The organism is Streptomyces sp. NPDC028314 (genome assembly GCF_055565795.1).
In genome coordinates, this window is sequence record NZ_JBVHTP010000009.1 from 80,079 (window position 1) to 94,426 (window position 14,348).

Genomic DNA, 14,348 nt, shown 5'->3' on the forward strand with positions numbered 1-14,348 from the left:
TGAACTCCCGGGGAACCCCCGGGACACGTCCGAACTCCGCTCTCCCCTCCCTCTCGCGCCCGTCGACGGAACGTTCCGGCGACGGGCGCGTCACATCCACGGATACCCTTGACCGGTGACCGACGCCCAAGAGACCGCAGCACACCTGCGCACCACCACCGGGGGCGGCCCCCCGGACGACGAGGTTTCGTCCGATGGGCTGCCTGTTCCCTTGCTGGAGCCCCGTGAGGGCATCCCCCCGGTGGTCGCCGACGCGGAGGCCCTCGCCGAGGTGGTCGCGGCCTTCGCCGCGGGTACCGGGCCGGTGGCCGTCGACGCCGAGCGCGCTTCCGGATACCGCTACGGCCAGCGCGCCTATCTGGTGCAGCTGCGCCGCGAAGGCGCGGGATCCGCGCTGATCGACCCGGTCGGCTGTCCCGACCTCTCCACGCTGGGCGACGCGCTCTCCGGCACCGAGTGGATCCTGCACGCCGCCACCCAGGACCTGCCGTGCCTGCGCGAAATAGGCATGGCCCCCACCTCCCTGTTCGACACCGAGCTGGCGGGCCGCCTGGCCGGCTTCCCCCGGGTCGGGCTCGGCGCGATGGTCGAGAGCGTGCTCGGCTACACGCTGGAGAAGGGTCACTCCGCCGTCGACTGGTCGACCCGCCCGCTCCCCGAGCCCTGGCTGCGGTACGCCGCGCTGGACGTGGAGCTGCTGGTGGACCTGCGGGACGCGCTGGAGAAGGAGCTGGACCGGCAGGGCAAGCTGGAATGGGCCCATCAGGAGTTCGACGCCATCGCCTCCGCCCCGCCCGCCCCGCCGCGCAAGGACCCCTGGCGCCGGACGTCCGGCATGCACAAGGTGCGCCGGCGCCGGCAGATGGCCGTCGTACGGGAGCTGTGGGAGTCCCGCGACCGGATCGCGCAGCGCCGTGACGTGTCGCCCGGCAAGGTGCTGGGGGACGCGGCGATCGTCGAGGCCGCGCTGGCGATGCCGCTGAACGCGAACGCCCTGTCCACGCTCCCCGGGTACGGGCAGCGGATGGGACGGCGCCAGCTGGAGCAGTGGATGGCCGCCGTGGACCGGGCCAAGGCCCTGCCCGAGAACGAGCTGCCGCAGCCCGGGGCGACCCCGGCCGGTCCGCCGCCGCCGCGCTCCTGGGCGGACAAGGACCCGGCCGCCGCGGCCCGGCTGTCGGCGGCCCGCGCCGCCGTCACCGCGCTGGCGGAGGGGCTGAACCTGCCGCAGGAGAACCTGATCACCCCGGACACGGTCCGCCGGCTCTGCTGGGAGCCCCCGCAGCGGCTGGAGGCCGACGCGGTGTCCGAGGCGCTGGCCGGCTACGGGGCCCGCCCCTGGCAGATCGAGCAGGTCACCCCGGCCCTGGTCGAGGCGCTCGCCGCCACCGCCTGACCGCGCCACGACAGCGGAGGAAAGCCCCCGGCCCGCGGCCGGGGGCTTTCTGTTGCGCGCCCATGACGCTCCGGGCCTCGGCGATGGCCGACGGGCCGGTCCGGGAGGCGCCGCGGACCGGGTCCGGAGTGTGACCTTCACCGCTCCTCGGGGAGGGGGTGTGCACATTGGTTACCCGCAAGTAGCATGGGCCGGGTGAGCGGGCGCTCAGCCACACCGGCCGACGCGCCCCCGCGCAGCAGTGCACACCCGCACCTGGAGGAGAGCCAACGTGCCTCGTACCGTCAGGGACGTCGTCTTCGTCGACGGCGTCCGCACCCCGTTCGGCAAGGCGGGCCCGAAGGGCATCTACCACGAGACCCGCGCCGACGACCTCGTCGTGAAGGCGATCCGGGAGCTGCTGCGCCGCAACCCGGACCTGGACCCCAAGAAGATCGACGAGGTCGCCATCGCCGCGACCACGCAGATCGGCGACCAGGGCCTCACGCTGGGCCGCACGGCCGGCATCCTCGCGGGCCTCCCGCAGTCCGTACCGGGCTACTCCATCGACCGCATGTGCGCCGGCGCGCTGACCGCCGTGACCGCCGTCGCGGGCGGCGTGGCCTTCGGTGCGTACGACGTCGCCCTCGCCGGCGGTGTCGAGCACATGGGCCGCCACCCCATGGGTGAGGGCGTCGACCCGAACCCGCGCTTCGTCTCCGAGAAGCTGGTCGACGAGTCCGCCCTGTTCATGGGCATGACCGCCGAGAACCTGCACGACCGGTACCCGACGATCACCAAGCTCCGCGCCGACGAGTACGCCGTGCGCTCGCAGGAGAAGGCCGCCAAGGCGTACGCCGACGGCAAGATCCAGCAGGACCTGGTGCCGATCTCGGTCCGCAACACCAACGCGGAGGTCGGTGAGACGGGCTGGGGCCTGGTCACCACCGACGAGCCGATGCGCCCGGGCACCACGCTGGAGAACCTGGCCGGCCTGAAGACCCCGTTCCGTACGCACGGCCGGGTCACCGCGGGCAACGCCGCCGGTCTCAACGACGGTGCCACCGCCGCGATCATCGCGTCCGAGGACTTCGCCCGGGAGAACAACCTCCCGGTCAAGATGCGCCTGGTCTCGTACTCCTTCGCGGGTGTCGAGCCGGAGGTCATGGGCTACGGCCCGATCCCGGCCACCGAGAAGGCCCTGGCCCAGGCCGGCCTGTCCATCGAGGACATCGGCCTGTTCGAGGTCAACGAGGCCTTCGCCGTACAGGTGCTGGCCTTCCTGGAGCACTACGGCATCGCCGACGACGACGCCCGCGTGAACCAGTACGGCGGCGCCATCGCCTTCGGCCACCCCCTCGCCTCCTCGGGCGTGCGCCTGATGACGCAGCTGGCCCGCCAGTTCGAGGAGCAGCCGCACGTCCGCTACGGCCTGACCACCATGTGCGTCGGCTTCGGCATGGGCGCCACGGTCATCTGGGAGAACCCGAACTTCAACGCCGAGGGAGACTCCAAGTGAGCACCACCGCTGAGCTCCTGAAGGGCGCGGCCGAGCTGTTCCCGGACGAGGTCGTCACGTCCGCGCACGTCCGCCACCTGGACCTGCCGTTCGGCGCCGGGCGCTTCGCGCTCATCACGCTGGACAACGGCTTCGACCACACCAAGCCGACCACCTTCGGCCCCCAGTCGCTGGCCAACCTGAACGCGGCGATCGACCAGGTCGAGCAGGAGGCCCTCGCGGGCTCCATCGTCGGCGCGGGCATCACCGGCAAGCCGTTCATCTTCGCGGTCGGCGCCGACCTCAAGGGTGTCGAGCTGCTGAAGAAGCACGACGAGGCGCTCGCCATCGGCAAGGGCGGCCACGACGTCTTCAAGCGCCTGTCGGCCCTGGCCGTCCCGTCGTTCGCGTACTACAACGGCGCGGCGATGGGCGGCGGTGTCGAGGTCGGTCTGCACTGCACCTACCGCACCGTCTCGAAGGCCATCCCGGCCTTCTCGCTGCCCGAGGTCTTCCTCGGCCTGGTTCCCGGCTGGGGCGGCTGCGCCCTGCTGCCGAACCTGATCGGCGCGGACCGCGCGGTCTCGGTCATCATCGAGAACTCGCTCAACCAGAACAAGCAGCTGCGCGGCAAGCAGGTCTTCGAGCTCGGCATCGCGGACGCGCTGTTCGAGGGCGCGGACTTCCTGGAGCAGTCGCTGATCTGGACGGCGAACGTCCTGAACGGCACCACCGAGGTCGTACGGGCCGACGTGGACCGCGGCGAGGCATGGGACGCGGCGGTCGCCCGCGGCCGCTTCATCGCCGACTCCAAGGTGCACGGTGCGGCCCCGGCCGCCTACCGCGCGCTGGAGATCATCGAGGCGGCCAAGGACGGCGACCTCCAGAAGGGCTTCGACGCCGAGGACACCGCGCTCGCGGACCTCATCATGGGCGGCGAGCTGCGCTCTGGCATCTACGCCTTCAACCTGGTCCAGAAGCGCGGCAAGCGCCCGGCCGGTGCCCCGGACAAGTCCCTGGCCCGTCCGGTCTCCAAGGTCGGCGTCGTCGGCGCGGGCCTGATGGCCTCGCAGCTGGCGCTGCTCTTCCTGCGCCGCCTGGAGGTGCCGGTGGTCCTCACCGACATCGACCAGGAGCGCGTGGACAAGGGTGTGGGCTATGTCCACGCCGAGATCCAGAAGCTGCTCGGCAAGGGCCGCATCAACCAGGACAAGGCCAACCGCCTGACCGCCCTGGTGAGCGGTGTCCTGGACAAGGCCGAGGGCTTCGCGGACGCGGACTTCATCATCGAGGCCGTGTTCGAGGAGATGTCCGTCAAGCAGAAGGTGTTCGCGGAGGTCGAGGCGGTCGCCCCGGCGCACGCGATCCTCGCCACCAACACCTCCTCGCTGTCGGTGTCGGAGATGGCCTCGAAGCTCCAGCACCCGGAGCGCGTGGTCGGCTTCCACTTCTTCAACCCGGTCGCGATCCTCCCGCTGCTGGAGATCGTCCGCGGTGAGCAGACCGACGACGCCTCGCTGGCCACGGCCTTCGGTGTCGCCAAGAAGCTGAAAAAGACCGCGGTCCTCACCAAGGACGCCCCGGCGTTCGTCGTGAACCGCATCCTGACCCGCTTCATGGGCGAGATCCAGAACGTCATCGACGAGGGCACCCCGGTGGTCACCGCCGAGAAGGCCATCGAGCCGCTCGGTCTGCCGATGTCCCCGCTGGTCCTCCTGGAGCTCGTCGGCCCGGCCATCGGCCTGCACGTCTCCGAGACCCTGAACCGCGCCTTCCCGGAGCGCTTCACCGTCTCGCCGAACCTGGCGGCCGTGGTCAAGGCCGGCAAGCGCGGCTTCTACGTCTACGACTCCGGCAAGCCGGAGCTGGACCCCGAGGTCGCCGCCCTCCTGGTGCAGGGCGACTCCGTCCTGACCGAGGAGCAGGTCCGCGACCGCGTCCTGGACGCGGTGGCGCAGGAGATCGGCCTGATGCTGGAGGAGGGTGTCGTGGCCGAGGCCCAGGACATCGACCTCTGCCTCATCACCGGTGCCGGCTGGCCCTTCCACCTGGGCGGCATCACGCCGTACCTGGACCGCGAGGGTGTCTCGGAGCGCGTGAACGGCAAGAAGTTCCTCGCCCCGGGCCTGGCCAGCATCCCGGTCTGAGGTCCGCACGCACAACGATGCGGCTGCACTTGTGGCGCCCGTCCCCCTCACCGGGGGCGGGCGTCCGCCGTTTGCGGGGGCGGGCGTCCGGGGGCCGGGGCGGCGGCCCCCCGGGGGTGGCGGCGGGACCGCTCGTACGGGCTGGCACAATACCGGCATGGCGCACGACAAGACTGTTTTCAGCCGTCGGACGCTGATGTTCGGCGGTGGCGCGGCCGCCGCCGCGGTCACCGCGGGCGGGCTCGCGTGGGCGCTCGCGCCCGAGGGCGAAGAGCCGGACGGCGCACAGGGAGAGAGTCCCCAGCCGACGGCCGGGGACTTCGATATGCGTACCGGCGCCGAACTGCTGGCGCCGACGCCGCTATTCAACACGAGCGGCCCCCAGTCCTTCGCGTTCGACGATGCCAACGGGCTGGTCTATACCCTTCAGACGATTCAGGCGGGCATACGGCTCGACGACGAGCCGGATACGGTGAGTTCCGCCGACCGCAAGTCCGCCGGCGATATGTGCCTGACCAGGATGAGCAGTTCCGGGATACCTCTCGGTCATATGTATCTGCGCGGTTTCGGGCACGGTATTTCCTTCGGTGTCGAGCCCGTGGGGAAGTACACGTACATATGGGTGGAGAGCAGGCCCGACACCGAGAGCGGCTACGGCCGCGCCGTGGCCCGCGTGCAGTTCAAGGACGGGGCCCTCGTCGACGGCTCCGACCACGAGGTGGTGCACTACGACCCGGTCCCGGGTTCCTCCGACGTCTCCCCCGCCCTCGACCTGGCCGGCGGCCGGGTCCTGGTGAGCCACGAGCGGGACGGCGAGCAGCGGTTCTCCGTGTTCGGGACGGCGGACTTCCTGGCCGGCCGCTTCGACCCCCTGCACGTCGTCAGGGCGGGCGTGCAGGTCCGGGAGGAGGAGTGGTTCCAGGGCTGCGCGCTGCACGGGAACTTCGCGTACGTGCTGACCGGCCGGCCGTATACGGCCAAGGACGGGAACAATCCTCGGAAATCCGGCGGAAACACCTATGTCTCCGCAATCGACATCCGCACGGGCGAGGCGCAGGGGCGCCACCGGGTGACCGTGGCGCCGGACCTCCCCTACCGGGAACCCGAGGGAATGGCGATCAGTACGGCCGGATCGCGTGCGGCATTGTGCGTCGGCTTTTCCATTAAGGCCGAGGAGCGCCGCGAGTTGACGGTGTATCGCTACGTGGCGTGAAGATCGCGACTACCCGCGACAAGGTCACGATTTCGACGACGAATGCCCGCAATCGTTGGCCTGGACGTCACCGGGCGTTCTTAAGTCGTCCATACGGCTGCTTATACTACTGCGACACTTCAGCCGAATCCCTACACCTCCACGGGGAGGCCTCTCACGATGGGCCCCAAACGTCTGCACGCCGTCATGGGCGTTCTGATCACCACCGGGCTCATCCTCAGCTTCCTCGGCATGATGGTGGCCGTCGCGCTCGTCTCGCTCCCGATGTTCACGTACTGCGCGGCCCTCAGCTACGTGGCCGACCTGATGCTCCACACCACCGAGTCGGTGACGCTGGAGCGGCTGCGCGACTCGCGCTTCGGCCTGACCATGCGCTTCCTGATCCGGCAGTTCCTGCTGCTGGGCCTGTGCGGGGCCATCGCCGACATCGAGTCGTTCGTGGCGCAGATGACCACCATCGGACTGCTCCTGCTGTTCATCCTGCAACTCGCTTACGGCGCGCTGCTCAAGCACGTCCGCAAGCAGCGCAACGAGCTGCCGTTCACCACCCGCGGGCTGGACCTGGAAGCGCTCGGCATCCGCCGCATGCCGCATCCGTTCCTGGTGGACAAACACGTCCGAAAGACACTGCACCTGGACATCCCGCTCGTGGCCGGCGCCCTCGCCACCATCGCGACGGACAACTGGCGCTACGTCACGTACGGCATGATCACCACGGTCTTCCTCGCCTACCTCTCCCTGCTGGTGCTGCTGCCCGACGCGCGCAACGCGCTCAAGCTGCCCACCAACGACGAGGCCATCGACGAGCTCAATCACCAACTGGCTCAATATCGACCCCAGGTCGCGCTCTACTTCACCTTCGCCGCGATCTCCAAAGACTTCATGTACCAGGTGAACATGTGGCTGGAGTCGCTGGAGTCACTGGAGCTCAGGCCCATCATCGTGCTGCGCGAGCGGGCCACCCTGCGCTACCTGGACGCGACCTCGGTTCCGGTCATCTGCGTTCCCAAAGCAGACAATCTCGCACGTATCGAGATGAACGAGCTGCGAGTCTCCCTTTATCCCGGCAATGCGGGCAAGAACGTGCACATGCTCCAGCGCGCCGAGGTCAAGCACGTCTTCATCGGCCACGGCGACAGCGACAAGCTCGCCAGCAGCAACCGCGTCAGCAAGGTCTTCGACGAGATCTGGGTGGCCGGCCGGGCCGGCCGCGACCGCTACGAACGCATCAAGCACGCCGTGACGCACAACCAGATCGTCGAGGTCGGCCGCCCCCAGCTGATGCCCCTGCACAGCTGGACCGGCAAGGTCGCCAATCCCGTGCCCACCGTCATCTACGCCCCCACCTGGGAGGGCTGGACCGACGACGCCTGCTACACCTCGGTCATCCCGGCCGGCGAGAAGCTGATCCGCGCCCTGCTCGACCACGAGCTGGACATCCGGATCATCTACAAGCCGCACCCCCTCACCGGTTCCCGCTCCTCCGAGGCCGCCGCCGCGCACCGCCGCGTCATCGCCCTCCTGGAGGAGGACAACGCCCGGCGCTTCGGCCGCAACGTGACCGACTCCAAGGCCGCGGCCAAGAAGCTGGCCCGGATCGACCAGCGCATCGCGGACCTCTCCGAACGCGGTGTCCGCTCGAAGTACCCCGACCTCACCGAGGAGGAGCGGACCGCCCGCATCAGGCGCAGCCGCAACCAGGCGGGGACCCTGTACTGGAACGCGATGCCCGACGCCGCGCACCACGTGGTGACCGCCCGCATCCCCGCCCTGTACGACTGCTTCAACCAGTCCGACCTGCTCATCGGCGACATGTCGAGCGTGGTGTCCGACTTCGTCGCGACCCTCAAGCCGTACGCGATCTTCAACCTGGACGGCCTGCCCGACCAGGAGTTCCGCAACGAGCAGCGCACCGCGTACGCCTCCTACCTCCTGGACGCCGACTGCAACGGCCTGTCCGAGGCCATCGACGCGATGCTCAGGCCCCGCGAGGACTTCATGGCCCCCTACCGGGAACAGCTCAAGGAGTACCTGCTGGGCGCGGAGTACCCGCCGTCGATCGTCCGCTTCAACGCGGCGGCGAACAACCTCTACCGGCGCGGGATCCTCGACTTCCCCATCGAGTACCCCGAGCAGGCGCACTTCCCCGCATGACAGCGCACCGCTCCCCCACGCGGCGCGCGCTCCCGGTTCAGCCGGGGCCCCGCCCTCAGCTCAGGAAGAAGCAGACCTTGTCGTCCAGCCCCAGCCGCCGCACCATCGCCGTCGTACTCGCCGGGGGCACCGGCCAGCGCATCGGCCTCGAGATACCGAAGCAGCTGCTCAAGATCGCCGGGAAGCCGATCCTCGAACACACGCTGCACATCTTCGAGAACGCGGCCGACGTGGACGACGTCATCCTCCTCATGACGCCCGACTACGTCGACGAGGCCCGGCGCATCGTCGAGCGCGCCGGACTGGGCAAGGTCTCGCGCGTGCTGGCCGGCGGTTCGACGCGCAGCGAGACCACCCGTATCGCCATCGCCGCGGCGGCCGAGGGACTGGGCGCCGGAGAGGACTGCAACCTGCTCTTCCACGACGCCGTGCGCCCGCTGCTCTCGCAGCGCGTGGTCAAGGAGTGCGTCGAGTCCCTGGAGCGCTACCACGCCGTCGACGTGGCCATCCCCTCGTCCGACACCGTGATCGTGACCCGGACCCACGGCGACGACGGCGAGTTCATCACCGAGGTCCCCGACCGCTCCCGGCTGCGCCGCGGCCAGACCCCGCAGGGGTTCCGGCTCTCCACGATCCGCGCCGCCTACGAGCGGGCTGCCTCGGACCCGTTCTTCCAGGCCACCGACGACTGCTCCGTGGTCGTGAAGTACCTGCCCGACGTACCGGTCCACGTGGTCACGGGCGACGAGTACAACATGAAGGTCACACAGCCCGTCGACGTGTTCATCGCGGACAAGCTGTTCCAGCTCGCCTCCCACACCGCGCCCGCGCAGGCCGGCGAGACCGCCTACCGCGAGCAGCTCTCCGGCAAGACGATGGTGGTGTTCGGCGGCTCGTACGGCATCGGCGCCGACATCGCCCGGATCGCCGAGGGCTTCGGGGCGCGCGTCTTCGCCCTGGGCCGCTCCACCACCGGTACGCACGTGGAGAACCCCGACCACGTCGAGGAGGCGCTGGCCGCGGCCTACGCCGAGACCGGCCGGATCGACTACGTGGTGAACACCGCGGGCGTGCTGCGGGTCGGCCGCCTCGACGAGACGGACAACGACACGATCCGGGAGGCGCTGGAGGTCAACTACCTCGCCCCCGTGCACATCGCCCGGACCTCGTACAAGTACCTCAGCGAGACCGAGGGCCAGCTGCTGCTCTTCACCTCCAGCAGCTACACCCGGGGCCGTGCCAAGTACAGCCTCTACTCGTCGACCAAGGCCGCCATGGTCAACCTGACGCAGGCGCTCGCCGACGAGTGGGCCGAGGACCGCATCCGCGTGAACTGCGTGAACCCGGAGCGGACCGCCACCCCGATGCGGACCAAGGCCTTCGGCCAGGAGCCGACGGAGTCCCTGCTGTCCTCCGAGGCCGTGGCGCTGACCTCCCTGGACGTCCTGCTGTCGGCGATGACCGGGCACGTCATCGACGTCCGCAAGCAGGACCCGACCACGAACGCGGCGCAGCGCTCCGCCTTCGAGGCCGCGCTGGCCTCCGTATTGATCCAGACCGCGGGGGACGAGGAGGTCTAGGCGTGTCGTACGCACCCGGACAACAGCAGGACCGGCGCCCCAGGATCTTCGTGGCGGGCGGTTCCAACGCGGTCAGCCGGCCGTACAGCTTCCTGCCGATGGCGGGCTGGACGCAGGCGCTGCCGCTCTTCCTCACCGAGGCGGTGGAGGTGGTCAACTGCTCGCGGGCGCGGGCCAGCTCCAAGAGCTTCCGCGAGCGCGGCCGGCTCCAGTGGATCCTGGACAACATGCAGGCGGGTGACTACCTGCTGTTCGGCTTCGGCCAGACGGACTGGAAGCCGGACCCGGGTCTGCACACCGAGCCCTTCACCACCTTCCTCGAACACATGGCGGCGTACGTGCACGGCGCCCGGGAGCGGCAGGCGCACCCGGTGATCCTGCTGCCGTACGAGCGGCGGCGGATCGACCGGCACGGCAACGTCGCCCGTTTCCTCGGCGACTACCCGGTCGCCGCGCGGCAGCTGGCCGAGGACGAGCACGTACCGGTCGTGGACCTGTACGGGCAGAGCCTGCAGTGGTGGGAGGAGCTCGGGCCGGAGGCCACCAAGGCCGTCTTCACCTACCTGCGGCCCGGCGAACCCCTCCAGGAGCACGTCCTGGACGCGGACAACGTCCACCTGCGGGCCGAAGGGGCGATCGAGTGCGCCCGGTTCATCGCCCGCAGCATGCTGGAGCAGGGCATCGTCCCCGCGCACTGGGGCCGGGACCTGGAGCGCACCCGTTTCTCGTACGAGGAGCTGGGCTGGCTGGACGAGGAAACCTTCCGGCACCGCACCAAGAGCCGCGTGTCCACGGTCCCGGCCGCCGCGGCGGCGGCCGACGCGGCCCAGGCGAACAAGGAGTCCGGCGCGTGAACCACCTCCTCGGCCGGGGCCGGGCCCTCGGCGCCGACCCCTCCCAGGGCGCCGTCTACGCGGGCCTGTACTCCTCGGCGGACCCGCGCCGCGGCGTCGCCCCCGGCGAGACCGTCCAGTTCGGCCTCTCGGTGGCCGTCGACCCGGCCGCCGCGCGCGGCTGCGCGTACCTGCTGGCCGAACCCCTGACCCGGACCGGCGAGATCGTCGGCGTCCAGGGGCTGGAGTACTTCCCCCGGCAGCGCTGGTTCCGGATCCGCGCCGAGGCCGGCGAGACGGGTACCGGGATCCTGCACCTGCGGGCCGGCGACAAGGCCGCCACGCGCCGGATCCGCCCCCAGATCATGGTGGGCATCCCGGACGCGTCCGGCCGCAAGATGGTGCGTACGGGCAGACTCGACGCGCAGGCGCTGCCCTTGCGGCCGCCCGCCGCGCGGGGGCTGCGGATCGCGGCCGAACCGGGCACGCCGGCCTCGGTGAACGTGCTGTCCGGTTCCCCCGCCGGTTCCACGGCCATCTCGGTGACGCAGCCGCTGGGCGGCGACGCGCAGCTGTCGTACGACGGCTGGGTGACCTACACCCCCTCACCCGGTTTCACCGGATACGACCGGTTCGAGTACGTGGTGGGTACTCCCGAGGCGGCGAAGCTGACCTCGCACGTGAACGTGTTCGTCGGATCGCTGGCGGCCACGCCCGGCGCCTTCCCGGAGCACACGACGGACGTCGGCTTCCGCCCGTGGCAGTGGCCCGAGCTCAGTGGCGAGATGCCCTGGCCCGTGCCCGCGCCCCACCGGTCCCCGCAGAACTGAACAGGATCACACGACCATGAACACAGCCGTCCCGAGCGTCACCGACATCAAGGACGTGACGGTCGCGCTCCGGGTCTGCGACCAGGCCGCCGCCCTCGACGCCTGTCTGGCCTCCCTCGTCGGTCAGACGATCGGCACGGACCGGCTGGAGATCATCGCCGTCGACGACGGGTCCACGGACGAGAGCGGGTCCGTCCTGGCCCGCGCGGCCCACCAGTACCCGTCGTTCCTGCGCATGGGGCAGGTGACCCACGGACTGAGCCCGGCGGCGGCCCGCAACTGGGCGCTGAGCCAGGTCCGCGGACGGTACGTGATCTTCCTGGAGGCCGCGGACCGGCTGGCGCCCGACGCCCTGGAGCGGATGGTCACCGCGGCCGACGCGAACGAGGCCGACATCGTGCTCGGCAAGCTGGAGAGCTCCGGCCGGCACACCGTCGCGACCTCGATGTTCCGCAAGAACCAGGCCTACACGGACGTGGACTCCTCGCGCGTCTACTGGTCGCTGACCCCGGACAAGCTGTTCCGCACCAGCCTCATCCAGCGGCGGGCGCTGGCCTTCCCCACCGACATGCTGATCGGTGACGACCAGGCCTTCACCGCCGCCGCGTTCATCGGGGCGGACAACGTCTCGGTCGTCGCCGACGCGCCCTGCGTGATCAAGGGCCCCGCGCCCGCGTCCGCGGCGGGCCCGACGGACCGGGTCGCCCTGGTCGCGCGGATGCTGGCGCTGGTCAGCTCGCAGGTGCCGGAGGGGCCGCGCCGGGACCGGCTGCACTCGCGCCACCTGGAGGTGGAGCTCGGCAAGGCGACCGCGGCCGCGCTGCTGTCCTCCACCGATCCGGCGGAGCGGGAGCAGACCCTGTGGGCGGCGGCCGAGGTGCTGCGGACCCAGGTCTCGGCGGGGGCGCTCGCGCTGCTGCCGCGGATGGTGGCCGTACGTTTCGTCCTGCTGGCGCAGGGCCGGTTCGCCGAGGCGCAGACCATGGCCGCGTTCGAGGCGGACAAGAAGCGGCCCGGCGTCCGCAAGACCGTGGAGAACGGCCGGGTGTACACGACGCTGCCGTTCTTCCGGGACCCGCAGACCGGCCTGCCGGACGAACTGTTCGACATCACCGACGACATGACGGTCACCCACCAGCTGCAACGGCTCCGCTGGGACGGGGCGATGCTGCTGCTGGACGGCTACGGGTTCTTCGAACAGCTGTCGACGAAGGAGCGGGCCACCCGGGTGGTGCTGCGGGAGCGGACCAGCGGTGCGCAGGAGACGTACGCCGTGACCGCCCGGCGGGACGACACCCTGACCAACACCAAGGGCAACCCGCGGGCGATGGGCCGCTTCTCGGCCCGGCTCAACCTGGCGCAGACCGCCGTGGGCTGGCCGCTCCCGCCGGGCATCTGGGACCTGCACCTCGCCGTCAGCTTCGAGGGCGTGAGCCGCGAGGTGCGGCTCGGCCCGCGGCGGGCCCCCGAGGTGGACACGACGGCCCGGATGCCGGTGCGGATCGCCCCGGCGCCGGATGTCCAGGGGATGGAGCTGGTCGCCACGCCCTTCTACACGGAGTCCGGCGGCCTGAGCATCGAGGTCGCCCGGCGCACCCCGCTGCCGAGCGGCGGCTGAGCGGGGTCGGCGGGCCCGTGGCTCAGAGGGTTTCCCAGGGGCCGAAGGCCAGCCCCTGGGCGCCGCTGTCCTGGCGGGCGCAGATCGGCGCGCCGTCCCGGTCGAAGGCGGCCACCACGATCCGGCCGGCCGCGTCCACGGCCACCTGGGGGGCCCGCGCGCCGTGGCCGCCCAGGGAGACCCACCAGGTGCCGTAGCCCTCATTCTCGGTGACGTAGGCGGTGACTTCGATGTCGCCCTCCGCCCCGGTCTGCGCGAGCACCGTGCAGTCGTAGCCGCCGACGAAGGCCCGGGCCACGCCCGGGGCGCCCCGGCCGCCCGCGCCGCCGAGGCCCATCAGGCCGCCCTGGACGCCCTGCTGTACGGGCCGCCAGGCGACGAGCGAGCCGTCGCCCGGGTAGCGCCAGAAGTACGTGGCCCTGCGCGGCCCCGTCTCGCACACCGCCGGGGTCCCGGGGACGACCGGGGTGGGTATGCGGTCGGCGTGCCGGAACTGGCCCGCTCCCGCGCCCGTCCAGCGGTCGGCGCCGGCCCGGCCGAGGGCGAGCAGTTCCAGCCGTCCCCCTTCGGGCATGAGGGGGGTCACGCCGCCCTCGTAGCACTCCGGGGCCAGTTGCTTCCAGCCGCCCCACGCGCCCTCGGCGTTGCGGCTGCGCCGCAGGACGCCGCCGTGCCGCAGGGACGCGAGGATGTGCACGGAGCCGGAACGCTGGTTGACGGCGATGCGGGGCGGGCCGACGAGTGCGTCGTCGGTGGGGCCGCCGCGCAGCGCCGGGACGCCGAGGCTGTACCAGTCGATCATGCCCCGGCCGGGCTGGAACTGGGTGGAAACAGCGATTTCCGGCCTGCCCGAACCATCCTGAGCGGTCGTCCGGGCGACGAAGTGCACGTACCCCTCGCGGCTCTGCGCCATGGCCACGGGGCCGGTCCAGCCGGGCACCTCGAAGGGCTCCGGACCGGTCCAGCCGGAGCGGGGGGCGGCGGCTTCGGTCCAGCGCAGCAGACCGTGCGGTCCGGACGCGTAGGCCGTCAGACGGCCGTCACAGCCCCTGAACAACCAGTTCCCGACCGGGGGCGAGGAGGGGAGGGGGGCTGGCCGG

At 71.1% G+C, this 14,348-nt stretch carries 10 protein-coding genes; 9 read left to right on the forward strand and 1 reads right to left on the reverse strand.

Annotated features, from left to right (window positions below; genetic code table 11):
* The first annotated feature begins 115 nt into the window (after nt 1–115).
* The 9 genes from ACZ4TG_RS21315 (at nt 116) to ACZ4TG_RS21355 (ending at nt 13,248) form a co-directional block, all read left to right on the forward strand.
* The gene (locus ACZ4TG_RS21315; protein WP_468165018.1) at nt 116–1,396 is read left to right on the forward strand and encodes an HRDC domain-containing protein; all 1,281 of its coding nucleotides are present in this window, start codon (nt 116–118) and stop codon (nt 1,394–1,396) included.
* A gap of 271 nt (nt 1,397–1,667) precedes the next feature.
* A complete protein-coding gene (locus tag ACZ4TG_RS21320) occupies nt 1,668–2,894 on the forward strand; it encodes a thiolase family protein (RefSeq protein WP_468165020.1) in 1,227 nt (408 codons plus the stop codon).
* A complete protein-coding gene (locus tag ACZ4TG_RS21325) occupies nt 2,891–5,020 on the forward strand; it encodes a 3-hydroxyacyl-CoA dehydrogenase NAD-binding domain-containing protein (RefSeq protein ID WP_468165022.1) in 2,130 nt (709 codons plus the stop codon). The genes ACZ4TG_RS21320 and ACZ4TG_RS21325 overlap by 4 nt, the downstream gene beginning before the upstream one ends.
* Nucleotides 5,021–5,177: 157 nt before the next feature.
* Nucleotides 5,178–6,233 (forward strand): phage baseplate protein, encoded by a 1,056-nt coding sequence (locus ACZ4TG_RS21330; RefSeq protein ID WP_468165024.1) that lies wholly within the window; start codon nt 5,178–5,180, stop codon nt 6,231–6,233.
* 159 nt (nt 6,234–6,392) lie between these two features.
* Complete coding sequence (locus ACZ4TG_RS21335) at nt 6,393–8,387, forward strand: hypothetical protein (protein WP_468165026.1); 1,995 nt, start codon at nt 6,393–6,395, stop codon at nt 8,385–8,387.
* Between the two features lie 77 nt (nt 8,388–8,464).
* Nucleotides 8,465–9,967 carry an SDR family NAD(P)-dependent oxidoreductase gene (locus ACZ4TG_RS21340; protein WP_468165028.1) on the forward strand — a complete coding sequence of 501 codons (1,503 nt, stop codon included), beginning with the start codon at nt 8,465–8,467 and terminating at the stop codon, nt 9,965–9,967.
* Between the two features lie 2 nt (nt 9,968–9,969).
* Nucleotides 9,970–10,821: a rhamnogalacturonan acetylesterase gene (locus ACZ4TG_RS21345; protein ID WP_468165030.1), complete on the forward strand. Its 852-nt coding sequence runs from the start codon at nt 9,970–9,972 to the stop codon at nt 10,819–10,821.
* Nucleotides 10,818–11,630, forward strand: a complete 813-nt coding sequence (locus tag ACZ4TG_RS21350; RefSeq protein WP_468165032.1) for an Ig-like domain-containing protein — start codon at nt 10,818–10,820, stop codon at nt 11,628–11,630. Before ACZ4TG_RS21345 ends, ACZ4TG_RS21350 begins: the two co-directional genes overlap by 4 nt.
* A 16-nt stretch (nt 11,631–11,646) precedes the next feature.
* Nucleotides 11,647–13,248, forward strand: coding sequence for a glycosyltransferase family 2 protein (locus ACZ4TG_RS21355; RefSeq protein WP_468165034.1), 1,602 nt, complete (start codon nt 11,647–11,649; stop codon nt 13,246–13,248).
* A 22-nt stretch (nt 13,249–13,270) separates the two neighbouring features.
* Here the strand turns inward: ACZ4TG_RS21355 and ACZ4TG_RS21360 are convergent, their stop codons facing one another.
* Nucleotides 13,271–14,305: a PLL family lectin gene (locus ACZ4TG_RS21360; RefSeq protein WP_468165036.1), complete on the reverse strand. Its 1,035-nt coding sequence runs from the start codon at nt 14,303–14,305 to the stop codon at nt 13,271–13,273.
* Nucleotides 14,306–14,348: the final 43 nt, after the last annotated feature.

Excerpts from the sequence above, each read along its gene's own strand:
- ACZ4TG_RS21355 (WP_468165034.1), top strand. The coding sequence starts at position 11,647 with ATGAACACAGCCGTCCCGAGCGTCACCGACATCAAGGACGTGACGGTC.
- ACZ4TG_RS21330 (WP_468165024.1), top strand. The coding sequence starts at position 5,178 with ATGGCGCACGACAAGACTGTTTTCAGCCGTCGGACGCTGATGTTCGGC.
- ACZ4TG_RS21335 (WP_468165026.1), top strand. The coding sequence starts at position 6,393 with ATGGGCCCCAAACGTCTGCACGCCGTCATGGGCGTTCTGATCACCACC.